Annotated in this window: 10 protein-coding genes; all 10 read right to left on the bottom strand. The window is 72.6% G+C overall.

The features are described from left to right. Positions 1-25: 25 nt before the first annotated feature. The gene (locus tag ACQPY0_RS17740) at positions 26-364 is read right to left on the bottom strand and encodes a hypothetical protein (RefSeq protein ID WP_432990143.1); all 339 of its coding nucleotides are present in this window, start codon (positions 362-364) and stop codon (positions 26-28) included. After that, positions 361-795: a YbaB/EbfC family nucleoid-associated protein gene (locus tag ACQPY0_RS17735; protein WP_432990141.1), complete on the bottom strand. Its 435-nt coding sequence runs from the start codon at positions 793-795 to the stop codon at positions 361-363. The genes ACQPY0_RS17740 and ACQPY0_RS17735 overlap by 4 nt, the downstream gene beginning before the upstream one ends. Positions 796-876: 81 nt before the next feature. Continuing rightward, positions 877-3,939 carry a hypothetical protein gene (locus ACQPY0_RS17730; RefSeq protein ID WP_432990139.1) on the bottom strand — a complete coding sequence of 1,021 codons (3,063 nt, stop codon included), beginning with the start codon at positions 3,937-3,939 and terminating at the stop codon, positions 877-879. 2 nt (positions 3,940-3,941) lie between these two features. Next, positions 3,942-4,319 carry a hypothetical protein gene (locus tag ACQPY0_RS17725; RefSeq protein ID WP_432990137.1) on the bottom strand — a complete coding sequence of 126 codons (378 nt, stop codon included), beginning with the start codon at positions 4,317-4,319 and terminating at the stop codon, positions 3,942-3,944. A gap of 89 nt (positions 4,320-4,408) precedes the next feature. Continuing rightward, positions 4,409-4,699: a WXG100 family type VII secretion target gene (locus ACQPY0_RS17720; protein WP_432990135.1), complete on the bottom strand. Its 291-nt coding sequence runs from the start codon at positions 4,697-4,699 to the stop codon at positions 4,409-4,411. A gap of 52 nt (positions 4,700-4,751) precedes the next feature. After that, positions 4,752-5,063, bottom strand: coding sequence for a hypothetical protein (locus tag ACQPY0_RS17715; protein ID WP_432990133.1), 312 nt, complete (start codon positions 5,061-5,063; stop codon positions 4,752-4,754). Between the two features lie 121 nt (positions 5,064-5,184). After that, the gene (eccB, locus tag ACQPY0_RS17710) at positions 5,185-6,495 is read right to left on the bottom strand and encodes a type VII secretion protein EccB (RefSeq protein ID WP_432990131.1); all 1,311 of its coding nucleotides are present in this window, start codon (positions 6,493-6,495) and stop codon (positions 5,185-5,187) included. A gap of 1 nt (position 6,496) precedes the next feature. Further along, complete coding sequence (eccD, locus tag ACQPY0_RS17705) at positions 6,497-7,918, bottom strand: type VII secretion integral membrane protein EccD (protein ID WP_432990129.1); 1,422 nt, start codon at positions 7,916-7,918, stop codon at positions 6,497-6,499. A gap of 7 nt (positions 7,919-7,925) precedes the next feature. Next, positions 7,926-9,782: a hypothetical protein gene (locus tag ACQPY0_RS17700; protein ID WP_432990127.1), complete on the bottom strand. Its 1,857-nt coding sequence runs from the start codon at positions 9,780-9,782 to the stop codon at positions 7,926-7,928. Continuing rightward, positions 9,782-13,765 carry a type VII secretion protein EccCa gene (eccCa, locus tag ACQPY0_RS17695; RefSeq protein WP_432990125.1) on the bottom strand — a complete coding sequence of 1,328 codons (3,984 nt, stop codon included), beginning with the start codon at positions 13,763-13,765 and terminating at the stop codon, positions 9,782-9,784. Before eccCa ends, ACQPY0_RS17700 begins: the two co-directional genes overlap by 1 nt. Positions 13,766-13,784 lie beyond the last annotated feature (19 nt).

Raw genomic sequence — 13,784 nt, 5'->3', positions numbered from 1 at the left:
CGAGCTACCCGTGACCGGTGTGCGCTCAGCCGTGCCGGCCGCCGTGCATGTCGGGGACCGCCTCGCCGTTGGTGGACTCGATGTTGTCGCCGATCTTGCGGACCAGGTCGAGCTTGTCGCCCTGCACGCCCACGGAGTCGCCCAGTTGCACGTACGACGGCAGGATGTACTGGGAAAGCACGCCGCGCACGGCGTTGCGCGCCTGGATGGTCTGCTCGTCGTCCTGGTCGACGCCGTCGGCCCAGCGGCACGCGGCGATGTCCGTCAGCGGTGTCAGGGTCCCGATCAGGTCGTCCCGGAACTGGCCCAGCAGCGGAACACGGCGGGCCAGGTCGTCGCCGGAGAACTCGATCCGAACGTTCATGCCTGACTCCCCCGGCTACCCGGCTCGCGCCGGCGGTCGCCCGCGGCGGTGACCGCGCCGACGATCGACTCGACCAGTTCCTCCACCGAGCCGGCACCGCGGGCGGCGGTGCCGAGCGTGCCCAGGTCCGCACTCAGGACGGCGGCACCGGCCATGGCCTTGCGCTGGGCCTCCTGGCGGGCGGCGGTGGTGGTCTTCACGATCAGGTCGGCCAGTTCGGCCGGGGCCAGCTCCCGGTAGGCGTCGCCGTGGAAGGCCAGCTCGGCCAGCTCACCGTGACCGCCCACGGTGACCGACAGCAGGTGCTCCTTGTCCTGCATGGTGGTCCGCGACTGCCGGACGCGCTCGCGCACCCGGCCCGCCGCGCTCTGCACCCTGTCCAGCGCGGACCGCATCTGCGCCAGAAGTTCCTCGTCGCCCAGTGACGTCATCGGTGTACCTCCTTGCCTGTCTCACGGTCGCGCCGGGGCGCCGAGTTCACCTCGGCACCCCGGCACTGTCGCCGGTACGGTTCAGCGACCCCGGCCGGGGCGCCGTTCCTCGTGCGCGATGGAGCGCTCGTCGGCGGGCGTGGTGTAGTCGTCCTCGTCGCCCTGGGTGCTGCGCCCACTGCGGCCGACGACCGCCGGCGGGCAGTCCGGGTCGGTACCCCAGACCTTCTCGTCCTCCTTGAGCCAGGTGTTGCGCCCGCGCTCGCGGTCCTGCTTGCCGGCGGCTCCGGGGCCGCCCATCATCGGCGGCATGAACGGCATGCCGCCGAAGGGGGTCTCCCCACCGGCCGCCGCGGCGCCGCCGGCTCCCGAGCTGCCGCCCGCACCGGGCGCCCCGGGCGCGCCGGCCGAGCCGGGTCCACTCGACCCCAGGCCACTCGATCCCAGGCCCGTGCCGGCACCGCCACCGGCCATCCCGGCACCGCCACCGTGCCCGAGGTTGAGCCCGAGGCCGCCCGGGCTCAGCGCTCCGGGCGAGCCGGGGATGCCCGGCACGGACGACAGGCCACCGGTGCCGGTGAGGAACCCGGGAAGGTTCGGGTGGTCCGTGGCGCCCGGCCGGGTGACGTCGCCGAGCTGCAGCCCGTTGCGGGCCTCCGTACCCGGTCCGGACACGTCCAGGCCGTTGATCGTGGTCGGGAACGCGCTGGTGTCCACCATGGAGGTGGGTCCGAGCGGCAGCGCCGTACGCAGCGTGGCGGAGGCGGGCAGACCGAGGTTGGCCCGTTCGGCCGCGGTGATCGGGTTCTGATCCAGCAACCCGGCGTGTTGCAACGCATCGAGCTGGTCCGGGCTCAGCTGCCCCAGGGTCGGGTTGGCCCCACCGGGAACGCCGAGCCCGTTCTGGCCCAGGAAGTCCGCCTGCTGCGGGCTCAACGGCACGTCATTGAGCAGCCCGGCCGACTGGAGCTGATGCAACTGGGCCGGACTGAGGTCGCCCAGTGCCTGAGCGGGCAGACCGAGGTTGGCCCGTTCGGCCGAAGTGATCGGGTTCTGATCCAGCAACCCGGCGCGCTGCAGCGCATCGAGCTGACCCGGGCTCAGCTGCCCCAGGGTCGGGTTGGCCCCACCGGGAACGCCGAGCCCGTTCTGACGCAGGAAGTCCGCCTGCTGCGGGCTCAACGGCACGTCATTGAGCAGCCCGGCCGACTGGAGCTGATGCAACTGGGCCGGACTGAGGTCGCCCAGTGCCTGAGCGGGCAGACCGAGGTTGGCCCGTTCGGCCGAAGTGATCGGGTTCTGATCCAGCAACCCGGCGCGCTGCAGCGCATCGAGCTGACCCGGGTTCAGCTGACCCAGGGTCGGGATGGCGGGAACGCCGAGCCCATTCTGGCCCAGGAAGTCCGCCTGCTGCGGGCTCAACGGCACATCATTGAGCAGCCCGGCCGACTGGAGCTGATCCAACTGGGCCGGACTGAGGTCGCCCAGTGTCTGCGCCGCGCCGCCGCCGAACGGGTTGGTCGACGTGTCGAACTGCTTGGGCATCGTGGACGTGGAGAACGGGATGTCCGCCCCGGGGCCGTTGTCTCCGGCCCCGTCGGGGATGTTGGCGAGCGTGTGCGGGAACGCCGTGGTGGGGGACAGCTCGTTCATGCCGCTGCTGAACGGACTGTTCAGTGCGTCGTTGCTGTTCGCGAACGGGTTGGTCGACGTGGCGAACATCTGGTTCGGGCCGTTGGGGAACGGGTTGTTCCCGTTGCCGTTGCTGCCGAGGTTGGTGAACGGATTGTTCGCACCACTGCCGAGATTCGAGAACGGGTTTCCCATGTTCGAGAACGGATTCCCCATGTTCGCGAACGGATTCCCCATGTTGGCGAACGGATTGCCCATGTTGGCGAACGGGTTGCCCATATTCGCGAAGGGGTTGCCCATGTTCGCGAACGGGTTACCCATGTTCGCGAACGGATTGCCCGGGCCGTTGACCAGGGGGTTGTTCGGCATCGGTCCCGGCGGTACCGGCGCCGGGTCGGCGAGCATCAGCTTGTTGCGCGCTCCCTGGAAGGTGTAGATCAGGGCCTGGGCCGCGGGCAGCACCGACGCCCAGGTCTGGATCGCCGTCTGGGCCCACCTCTGCCGCAGCTTCCGGTCGACCAGACTCCAATGGCTGATGTTGAACGGGTTGATCTCGAAGTTGCGCCCGCTCTCGTCCACCCACCACGGCATCCGGAAGGTCGCGTCGGTGGAGTCGCCCTTGCCGCCGGTGTCGGCGTACTGGGTGCCGAGGTCCCAGGCGTGTGAGTCACCGCCGGAGTCCAGCTTGCCCTCGTTGAACATGTGGGCGATGAGCCGGTACGGGTGGGGCCACGCCCCCCTGGGCTCCTTCTCACTCCACCTGTTGCTGGCCTTGACCACGGCGTCGATGAAGTTGCGGGCGACGGTCTCCATGTACCCGAGTTGGGCGTCCCACTCCGTCTGCTGGCCCTTGAGGTCGTTGAGGAAGTGGTCCGCGTTGAGGACCCGCCGGTACCAGGCCGACGCCGCGGAGCCCCTGAAGTCGGCCGTCTTGTTGTCGACCTTCTTGGTGTCCACCTGGAGGCCGGCCGAGATGTCGGCGGCGTGCTGGACCAGCGTCGCCAGGACCTGGCGCACGGCCGCGATCGAGTTCGGGTCGAAGGAGGTGCCGGGGCCGGCGACATTCGGGATCTCCCGCTGGATCAGCTCCCAGGCATTGCCCAGCGCGACCACCGGGTTGGCGCCGGCGTTGGCCACATTGTCGGGGTTGGTGCTGTTGTGGTCCTGGCCCTGGGTGTTGTCGCGGTTGACCGAGCCCACCCACACCGTCACCCGGGTGATGTGCTTGGTGGCGCCGAACTTGTCCTGCCACTTGTAGAACGTGACCGCGTCCTTGTCGTATTCGGGCGCCCAGCCGCCGGTGTGGGTGAGGGTGTCCTTCTGGGCGATCAGCCAGAAGCCCGGACCCTGGATCGTGCTCGGACGGAATGCGTTGTTGATCCCGCTCTTGCCCGAGCCTTGCTGGCCACCCCCGCTCCCGGAGGTGGCCAGCGAGTACTGCCCGGGCGCTCCGCCCAGCACGAGACCGAGAATGCTCTCCAGAGCGTCCTCGATCGTCGCGATGTTGGTCATCGTCAGCTCGCCGTCTTCGGCATGAAGTACTCGAACTGATCGGCGCTGAGCGTGCTGAGGTGCTCGGTGGCGTCCGAGTCGGCCAGCAGGAACTTGATGCCGTACTCGAGCGTGTAGAGCTCACCGCGCGCGCTCTTGAGCCGGCTGGCCAGCCCGGACCGGGTCTGGTCCAGGACGGCGACGTCGTCCTGCGCCTCGACGAAGTTCGCTCCGCCGAGCCTGAGCGTGAACGGCTTGGTGATGTCCATGTGCGCGCCCGGCTGCGAACCGTACGGGAAGACCTTGCCGTACATCCCGTCGATGTCGTTCACCTGGTTGGTGTACTTGGTCTGCAGGCCCTGCAGGTACGCCTGGTTGATAACGATCGGGTCGTTCTTCATCGTGACTCCTCCCAGCGAAAGTGGTGTGCCGCCGCGTCCTGCGGGTCCGGCCGGGGCCGGTCCCACAGGACGCGGGACCGGCCGCGGATCTAGCCGCTGAAGACGGCTGCGCCCCGGTTGTCGCCGGAGACGTAGTTGTTGGTGATCTCCCCCAGCCGCTGCTGCCCGAGGGTCAGCGCCTGGTGCATCTCGCGCTGGCCCTGGTCCCACAACGCCTGCGCCCTTGCGTAGGCGTCCGGCGCCTGGCCGTTGTTGGCGGCGGTGAACCGCTGCACCGAGGCCTGCAGCGTGCTCAGTGAGGTGTCCAGCTGCTGAGTCACCTGGGTGAGTTCGGACTCGACTGCCTGCATGCCCGCGGGGTTGACGCTGTAGTTGGCCATCATGGCCTCCTTCGTAGTATGACGGTCGATGAAACGCCGATGTCGCGGCGGGTCAGTGCGTGGCCCAGCCCACGGCGTACGAGGCGCCGCTCTCTTCGGTCGTGGTGGTCAGCTGCGAGTAGGTCTGCATGTTGCCGTCGAGCATGTCCAGTCCCCGGCGGACCTTGTGGAAGCCCTCCAGCCACTGGTCGACAGCCTGCATGAACCGCGGTGCCGCCTGGTCGCTCTGCCACTGCGTGGCGAGGTTGCTGCGCGCACTGTCCACTGCGGACTCGATGCTGCCGCACTCGGCCTGGCAGGTGTTGAACGCGCTGACCATGTTGGTGATGGTCGCCTGATCCGCGACGATCCCGTTAAGTGCCATCTCGCTCTCCTTGTCCGGTCACCGGCGACGTCCTGGCCGCCGGCGGTCGTGTGATCCGGTTTCGATGCCCGCGCCCGGCATCGGGCGCGCGGGCCTGTGCACCCGTTCGCGACTGCGGGCCTCACCCCCCTTCCGGCCGGACCAGCGCCGGTCCGGCCGGCACCAGGGCCACCAGCGCCGAGGGCATCACCACGGCCTGCGCCGCGGCGTACCCGAGGGTGCTGATGTCGCGGCCGGCGAGCGGGTACCCGATGCCCCGCTCGTCGACCAGCACCGCCGGCAGCTGCGCCGCGTCTCCGTCGAGCCGGGGCAGCAGCAGCGCTCCCCCGCCCGGTGACACCCGCACCGTGGCGGCGACGGTGCCGGGCCGGGCGTAGTCGGGGCTGAGCACCACCGTGGGGCCATGGTCCGGGCGTCCCGTGTACTCCACGCAGACCGCGGCACCGTCCGGTGTGGACCGTGGCCTCGGCGGCGTGGCGGGCAGGGTGGTCAGCGGATGCACCGGCGTCCGCTGCGGCGTCGCGGCCAGGTCGGCCGCGCCGATCGCGGTCTCGGCCACGGAACCGGGGCGGGCCCGCTGCAGCAGGTACTCGGTCTCGGTCAGCGGCGCCATGCCGCCGCGGGTCATCATGTAGTGCCCCACCTTGCCGTTGCCGAGGTCGACCAGGAACATCTGCCCGATCGAGCTCGGCTTGCCGGCCACGGTCGGGCCGTTCCCGCCGTCGCCCTCGACCGTGGGCGGGCCGGCGGTCCCGGACAGCGGGATCAGGTCCAGCCAGGCGGCGCCCACCGGGATCGGCGGCACCAGCCCCAGGCCGAGCACGTCGGCCACCCACGCCTCGCCGAGCAGCAGCCGCCGGCCGCCCCACAGCAGGTACGTCTTGCCGCCGCCGGTCACCGGCACCGCCTCGCCGCCGCCCAGCGGCTGCGCGCCGGCGGGCACCCCGATGTCCAGCCCGACGTGTCCCTGTCCCAGGTCGCAGGCGCGCCAGACGCCGGCGTTGAGCCGGTCGGCCGCCGGCAGCACCTGCGGCCCGGCCGGGTTGCCCACCGGGACACCGCGGGGCACCTTGGCCAGCGTGGCGGAGGACACCACGACCGGGGTGAGCCCGCCACCGGTCAGCAGCGTGGCCGTGGCGACGTCGTCGACCGGGCGCAGCTGCCCCGAGACCAGCACGTACCGCGCCCCGGTCCGGTCGTCCACGACCAGCATGTGCGGCTGCTGCCAGCGGGTCGAACCGGAGCCCGGGAACAGCGCCCAGATCGCCGTTACCCCCAGCAGGAGCAGCCCGAACACCAGGCCGGCCACGGTGCCGGTGCGGTCCCGGCGGGTGGGTGACTCGGCGGTCTCCGGTTCGGCCCGGACCAGCGCCCCGGTCACCCGGCTCAGCATGTACCGCTGGGCATCGACCTGGTCACGACGGGAGGACATCTCAGCCCACCCGCGCCCGGATCAGGTCGACCCCGCCGCAGATCAGCACGACCACCGGCAGCAGCGCGGTCACCGTCACGGTGTGCGCGATGTCGCCGATCCGGCCCCACAGGGGGTTGAACCGGCGCCGCGGCAGGATCCGGGCGGCCAGGCCCGAGGCGACCGCCAGGATCAGGCAGCCGGCCAGCGCCACGGCGGCGGCGGTACCGGTCCGGTGCGTGACCGCGGTCAGGCACCAGGCCGCCATCGCCACCAACGCCGGCCCGGCCAGTGCCAGGCGGTGCCACGCGCTGGTCATCGGGCGGGTCACGAGGATCTGCGCGACACCGGCCAGCCAGGCGGCCACCGGGGCGGCCCAGCCCGGCGCGGTGGCGAGGCACACCAGCGCGGCGCCCGAGGCCGTCCCGAGGGCCACGTAGAGCGCGGTCATGAACCGGTCGGCGGCGGACGCGCCGGCCAGCACCCCGGCCGCGGGCTGCGGGTCGATGTCCTGCTGCAGGTCCGCGGTGTCGGCGGGCATGTCGGGCAGGGAGAGCCCGGCCAGCTTGAACGCGGCCATCGGTACCGCCGGTCGCAGCGCGGTGGTCAGCGTGACCATCACCGCGGCCACGCCGGTCCAGTCGAGGAAACCCTGCAGGCGCAGCGCGACCGCGACCGACACGAGCAGCCACGCCGTCGCCAGTCCCATGGCGATCTGGCGGACGCCGGTCCGCGGGAACACGAACGCGGCCGCCACCAGCGCGACGACGCTGCCGGCGCTGACCGCGACGAAGAGAATCCGCGGCAGCATCACCGCGCCGCCGGCCCCGGCGTCCGCGCCGACCAGCCCCGGGCTCCCGATCGCCGCGTCGACCGCGGCCAGCACGCCCGCGGCCAGCCCGGTGGCGCCCAGGATCGCGGCCAGCGTACGGTCGGCCGGCCGCCGGGCCGACGCGAAGCCGGCCACGAGGCTCAGCAGCGCCAAGGCCGCCATCGCCACCGTACGGCGGGACTGGTCCGGCCACAGCTGGACCGCCGCCAGGGCGACGCCCAGCCAGGCGGCCAGCGACAGCACCGCGGCGAGCCGGGTCGTCTCCGGTCGCCACAGCCCAGAGCGCTTGCCGAGGCCGGCGGAGACGCCGTCGATGAGGTCGTCGTAGGCCAGCGGGGGGATCTGGTCGGTGCGGGGCCGGACGTGGACGACCTCGCCGTCGAGCAGGCCCAGGTCGCCGACGGTGCGCGACTCGTCCAGCGCCGGCTCGCCCAGCCGCTGGGCGATCCAGCCGCTGTGCTCCAGCCCGCGGTCGGCCAGATCGGGTCCGAGCGCGCCGAGCAGGGCCGGCATCATGTCGGCCAACGGAATGTGGGTGGGTACGCTCACGTCCACCCGGCTGGTCGGTCCCACCACCATCAGCCGGCAGACGTCCCCGCGATCGGAGTTCATACCTATCTCACGCCTGCCCGCTCGGCCGGAGTTCACCGTCTTCCCGCCGGGCTGCCCGCAGCCGCGCCGGGACCGTGCGCTCGCCCAGGAACCAGCACTCGTCGCCGGTGCCCGCGGCCGCACCGAACCACGGGCCGTCCGGCCGTTGGCCGGCCTGGGCACGCTCGAGCAGCGCCCGCGCGGCCGCCGGCAGCTCGACCACGTCCAGACTGCCGTCCTGGTTGCGCCGGCGGTCGGTGACCGAGGCCACCGGTCCGAGGTCGGTGCTGAGATCGGCGAAGGCCAGTAGCAGCGCGGTCCACCCGGTGTCCGGATCGGGCAGCCCCCGGATCAGCGGCGCGACCCCGGTCAGGTACAGGTCGCCGGCGCGGGACAGGTGCTGCCAGCGCAGCAGGCCGACGCAGGCGCGCAGGGTGGGCAACGGATCCGGGCCCGCGCAGGGCACCGGGGGCTCCCCGCCGGTGGGCGGCAGCCAGCTCAGCTCGCTGTGGCCGCGCACCGCCGGAGCCGGCTTGACCAGGTCGGCCCCCGTCAGCCCGAGGCGCGACAGCAGCCACTGGTGCACCCGGCCGCTACGGATCGGGGTGATCGCCCAGGTCCACGAGTCGGGCTCGCCGGGTCGCGGCGGTACTGTCTCGGCGGGCGGGGACGCCTCAGCGCCGAAGAGCTCCCGCTGGTCGCGCAGGTAGTTGTACCGGGCACCCTCCAGCCACAAGGCCAGCGCCGGATGCCCGGCCGGGGCGAGGATGACGTCGTTGAGCACGATCTGGTCGGTCAGCGCGTTGAGGGTGAACCCGGTGCGGGACGCGGCGACCCGGTCGAAGAGCTCGGTCAGCCGGGCCGGGCCGTTCGCGTCGGGCGGACCGGTCCAGCGGCCGCGAAACAGCTGGTACCCCCCGTCGTCCGGCGCGGGACCGGCATGGTCCACAGGAGACGGCAGCTCGGCCAAGTGCAGATCGCCGTCCGCGTACAGGCCGCCGAAGCGGTGTACCACCTCGATGCGCAGGTGGTCGCTGGCCGCGGCGAAGGCGCGGGGCACGCCCTGGTCGAGCTCGAGCGCGTACGGATGGTGCAGTGTCATGGGCGCGGTGGCGTGGAACACCTCGGCCACGCTGACCAGGTGGATGCCGTGGGCGCGGGCCCAGTCGAGCAGCTCGCGCACCGCGGCCAGCGGATCGGGCCGGCCGCCGGCCGGGCGTGACCCGGTGCGCGCGGCGTCGAAGCGGTGCCGGGGAATGTCGGTCCACAGCACGAAGTCGACCTCGCCGGCGTAGGCGTCGGCGGCGGCGCCGTAGTTGGCCCAGAAGCTGTTGGAAGCGGGCAGGGCCCGGCCCAGCCAGATGCCGTGCACCACGTGCGGGATCACGGTGGTGGCCGGCAGCTGCGGCGCGGACCCGGACCCCTCCCAGCGCCGGGCCGCGCCGTCGCGCGCACACCGGCTGACCGGACCGGCCTCGCGGGCCAGTGCCCTTGGCGTGAGCTCCGCGGGGGCCGGCGCCGGGCGGGTCATGCTCAGCCGGCGCAGCAGCGGCGCGACCAGATGCGGTGCGACGGTACGCACGTCCACCCCGGCCAGGAAGCCGGGCGCGCCGGGCGGGCGGCGGGTGCCGAAGATGTCCCCGCCGATCCAGCGCCGGGCCAGGTTCTCCTCCGCGGCCCAGGTGTACAGCCCCGGGTAGGTCATGCGGCGCAGCCAGTCCAGCAGGGTCACGTCGCACGGCCAGGCGGCCGGGGTGGCCGATGTCCCGGGCAGGCAGGCCATCGCCCGCAGCCGCCGGGCCAGTTCCTCGGCGGCGGCCGAATCGGGCGGAACCACCGGCGCCGTCCTGGCCGGGCGCGGGCGGGTGCCGGTACCGGCCCGCATCAGGCCACCGTCGTGGTCTGCGCGGCCGGCACCAGCGCGGTCTGGATCAGCCGGGCGCCGCGCCGGGTGCACAGCAGCGCCCGCCCGCGCGGCAGGGGCCGGGGCCTGACCCCGCCCAGCAGCGGACCCTCGGTGGGCGGGCAGGACAGCGCCACGTCCGGGGTGTTCAGCTCCTGCACCCGGCGCAGCAGCGGATCCATCGACAGGCGCATCGCTCCGGCCGCGGCCCGCGCCACGATCAGGTGCAGGCCGATGTCGCCGCCCTGCGGCAGCAGCGGGATCAGCCCGGCCAGCGGGTTGTCGTGTCCGGCCAGCATCTCGTAGTCGTCGACCAGGACGTACAGCTCCGGCCCCTGCCACCAGTCGCGGGCCCGCAGCTGCTCCGGGCTCACGTCCGCACCGGGCACCCGGGGCTGGAGCCCGGCCAGGGCCTCGGCCGCGGTGGTTTTGGTGCTGTCCGGGGAGACCGAATAGCCCAGCCGGTACGCCTCGGGGATGTCGTCGAAGAGTTGCCGGCGGTAGTCGACCGCCATGATCCGTGCCTGGGCCGGGGTGTGGCTCTGCGTGATGGCCCGGATCAGCAGCCGCAGCATGTTGCTCTTGCCGCTTTCGGTGTCGCCCAGCACGGTCAGATGCGGCATGGCACGGAAGTCGTGCCACACCGGCGCCAGCTGATCCTCGTCCACACCGATGGCCACCCTGGCCTCGACCGGCGCCGGCAGCTCGGCCAGCGGCAGCGTCGCAGGCAGGGTGCGGACCGCGGCGGCGCGCTCACCCGACCAGTTGTCGGCAATCGCGGCGACCAGATCCGCGGTGGCCGCGGCCAGGCCCTCGGCGGACTGGACCCCGTCGATGCGCGGCAGGGCGCCGAGAAAGTGCAGCTTCGCCTCGGTGAGGCCGTGGCCGGGCTTGCGCGGCACCTGGGCGGCGGCACGCAGGTCGATGCCGGACTCGACCGGGTCGCCCAGGCGCAGCTCCAGCCGGGTGCCCACCTTGTCACGCATGGACATGTGCAGCTCCGACCACCGGCCCACGGACATCATCACGTGTATCCCGTAGTTCAGTCCCCGGGCCGCGATGTCGCGGGCCATCTCCTCGGCCGCCTCGAACTCCTGGCGCAGGGTGAACCAGCCGTCCACGACCAGGAACACGTCGCCGAACCGGTCCTGCGGGATCTGCCCGGCCGCCTGCGCCTGCCGGTAGGCGTCCCGGCCGTGCAGGCCCATGTCCGCGCAGCGCCGCTCGCGGTCGATCAGCAGCGAGCGCACCTCGGCGATGGTGCGCGAGACCCGCTCCGGCTCGTGCCGGCCGGCCACCCCGCCGATGTGCGGCAGCTCGCCGAGCGCGGCGAGCGTTCCGCCGCCGAAGTCCAGGCAGTAGAACTGGATCTGCCGCGGCGAGTGGGTCAGGGCCAGGCCGCACACCAGCGAACGCAGCAGCGTGCTCTTCCCGCTCTGCGGCCCGCCGGCGATGCCGACGTGCCCGCCGACCCCGGACAGATCGGCCACCAGCAGGTCGCGGATCTGCTCGAACGGCTTGTCGATCAGGCCCACGGGCACCCGCAGGAAGGTGTCCCGCCCGGCGTCCACCGGTCGCAGCCCGTGCTCGGGGTCGGGCAGCAGCGGCGGCAGCACGTCGTCGAGGGTGGGTGCGTGCGACAGCGGTGGCATCCACACCGGGTGCGCCGGCGGCCCCTGGTCGATCAGCCGGTCCACCAGCGCATGCAGCACGGTGGTGCCGCTGTCGCCGGGCGCGGCCGGCTCCTCGGCGGTGGCCGTTGCCGGTTCCGATGACGGCGGCGGTGCGACGGGCGTGAGCTGCGCGGTGCCGAAGGGCACCACCTGGCTGGCGATCACCTCCTGCCGCAGCTTGGTGCCGCGGACCCGGTGCGGGCCGGACACGTACGCCGCCTTGAACCGGGTGATGCTGGTGACGCCGGAGCGCAGGTACCCGTTGCCCGGCTCGGCCGGCAGCTCGTAGGCATCCGGCACGCCGATGACCGCGCGGGACTCCATCGCGGAGAACGTGCGCAGGCCGATGCGGTAGGACAGGTGGCCCTCCAGCTGGTGGATGCGCCCATCCTCCAGCCGCTGCGAGGCCAGCAGCAGGTGCACCGCGAGCGAGCGCCCCAGCCGGCCGATCATCACGAACAGCTGGATGAAGTCGGGGTTGGCGGCGATCAGCTCGCTGAACTCGTCGACCACCACGAACAGCGTGGGCAGGGGGTCGAGGTCGGCGCCCTGTGCGCGGGCCTTCTCGTAGTCGCGCACCGAGCTGAAGTTGCCGGCCCGGCGCAGCAGCTCCTGCCGGCGTACCAGCTCGCCGTGCACCGCCGCCTGCATCCGGTCGACCAGTGCGGCCTCGTCGGCCAGGTTGGTGATCAACGCGGAGACGTGCGGCAGCCGGTCCAGCCCGACGAAGGTCGCCCCGCCCTTGAAGTCGACCAGCACGAAGTTGAGGGTCTCGGAGGAGTGGGTGGCCGCCAGGGCCAGCACCAGCGTGCGCAGCAGCTCGCTCTTGCCCGAGCCGGTCGCGCCGATCAGCATGCCGTGCGGGCCCATGCCGCCCTCGGCCGACTCCTTGATGTCCAGTTCGATGGCCGAACCGTCGGCGGCCACACCGATCGGCACCCGCAGCCGCTCGGCCGGTGGCCGGTCGTGCCACAGCGCTCGGGGGTCGAATCCGTCCAGGTCGGTGATGTTCAACAGGTCGGGCAGGTCCAGCACGGAGCTGAGCCCGTTGGCCGGCTGCTCGCCGGTGACCCGGGTGCCGTGCCGGGCCATGACACGGGCGACGGCCCGCAGCCGGGGCAGCTCCAGCCCGTCCGGTGTGGCCAGCCGGGTGCGCACCTCACGGCCCACGTGGTCGCGTTCGACCAGGTCGACGTCCTCGGCGGACACTTCGAGGTTGAGCACGTGCTCGTCGGTGCCGGAGCCGCGGCCGTCGAAGTCGATCAGCACGGCGTTGCGGTAGCCGGAGACGGTCAGCCGGGCGCCGGCCGGGATCGCGCCGCCGTCGGAGACGATCACCACGAACGGTTCCTCGCGGGAGGGCTGCGACCCGCTCTCGTAGCGGGAGCGGCTCGCGAACTCGTCGCCCAGCAGCCGCTCGAGGTCCTCCAGCGAGGAGCCCACCAGCCGCACCGGACCGGCCGCGTCGGCCTCGCCGGTGTGTTTGGCGTGCGGCAGCCACTTGACCCACTCCCAGTCCCCGGCCCGTTCGGGGCTGACGCACACGGCCACCCGCAGCTCGTCCGGGGCGTGGAAGGCGACCAGCTGCGCCAGCATGGCCCGGACCATGGCCAGCGTGGTGGCCCGGTCGCCGCCCAGCCGGACGTGCGCGAAGCCGGGCAGGAACAGCGCCACCGGCTGGTCGGCCAGGGTGGTGTACGCGCGGATGAACCGGCGCAACGCCTTGGCGCACACGGGTTCCAGGTCGGCCACCGGCTTGGTCTGCATCGGGGTGATCCGGACCGCCAGGCGCTGCGCGCCGGTCCCGACCCGGATCTCGCCGAAGTCCGGGTGGGTGGGGCGGCGCTCCCACAGCCGGCTGGTCATCACCAGCGACCACAGCGAATCCGGGTCGGGATGCCGCCAGGCCAGCGCGTCGCGCTGCTTCTCGCCGTACTCGCGGACCTGGGTGCGGGTCTGCGACAGGTACCGGAAGTAGTCGCGCCGGTCACCGTTGATCTTGTCCTTGCGGTTGCCCGAGAACGTGGTCATCTGGAAGGCCGCCATGCCGAGCATGCCGCCGCCCATCATCACCAGCATGACGATGCCCATGGGGCCGCCCAGCGTGCCGCGGCCGAAGAACATGAACATGAACCCGCCGCTCATCAGCAGCGTCGGCAGGATCATGCCGAGCGAGCGGAACCCGCCCGGTTGCACCTCCGGTACGACCGGCGGCTCCTGCAGCGAGATGTCGCCGTGCGGCAGTTTGGGTCCGGTGCGGCGGGCCGGCCGCCGGTAAGGTTTCGTGCTCACATAAGGAACACGGTTGCGG

The organism is Dactylosporangium sp. CA-233914 (genome assembly GCF_050942935.1).
Taxonomy (GTDB): Bacteria; Actinomycetota; Actinomycetes; order Mycobacteriales; family Micromonosporaceae; genus Dactylosporangium.
This window is presented reverse-complemented; position numbering and strand designations above follow the sequence as displayed.

Bases quoted from the DNA above. Each gene is read 5' to 3' on its own strand.
- ACQPY0_RS17740 (WP_432990143.1), bottom strand. From the start codon at position 364: ATGAACGTTCGGATCGAGTTCTCCGGCGACGACCTGGCCCGCCGTGTT.
- ACQPY0_RS17735 (WP_432990141.1), bottom strand. From the start codon at position 795: ATGACGTCACTGGGCGACGAGGAACTTCTGGCGCAGATGCGGTCCGCG.
- ACQPY0_RS17730 (WP_432990139.1), bottom strand. From the start codon at position 3,939: ATGACCAACATCGCGACGATCGAGGACGCTCTGGAGAGCATTCTCGGT.
- ACQPY0_RS17725 (WP_432990137.1), bottom strand. From the start codon at position 4,319: ATGAAGAACGACCCGATCGTTATCAACCAGGCGTACCTGCAGGGCCTG.
- ACQPY0_RS17720 (WP_432990135.1), bottom strand. From the start codon at position 4,699: ATGGCCAACTACAGCGTCAACCCCGCGGGCATGCAGGCAGTCGAGTCC.
- ACQPY0_RS17715 (WP_432990133.1), bottom strand. From the start codon at position 5,063: ATGGCACTTAACGGGATCGTCGCGGATCAGGCGACCATCACCAACATG.
- eccB (WP_432990131.1), bottom strand. From the start codon at position 6,495: ATGTCCTCCCGTCGTGACCAGGTCGATGCCCAGCGGTACATGCTGAGC.
- eccD (WP_432990129.1), bottom strand. From the start codon at position 7,918: ATGAACTCCGATCGCGGGGACGTCTGCCGGCTGATGGTGGTGGGACCG.
- ACQPY0_RS17700 (WP_432990127.1), bottom strand. From the start codon at position 9,782: ATGCGGGCCGGTACCGGCACCCGCCCGCGCCCGGCCAGGACGGCGCCG.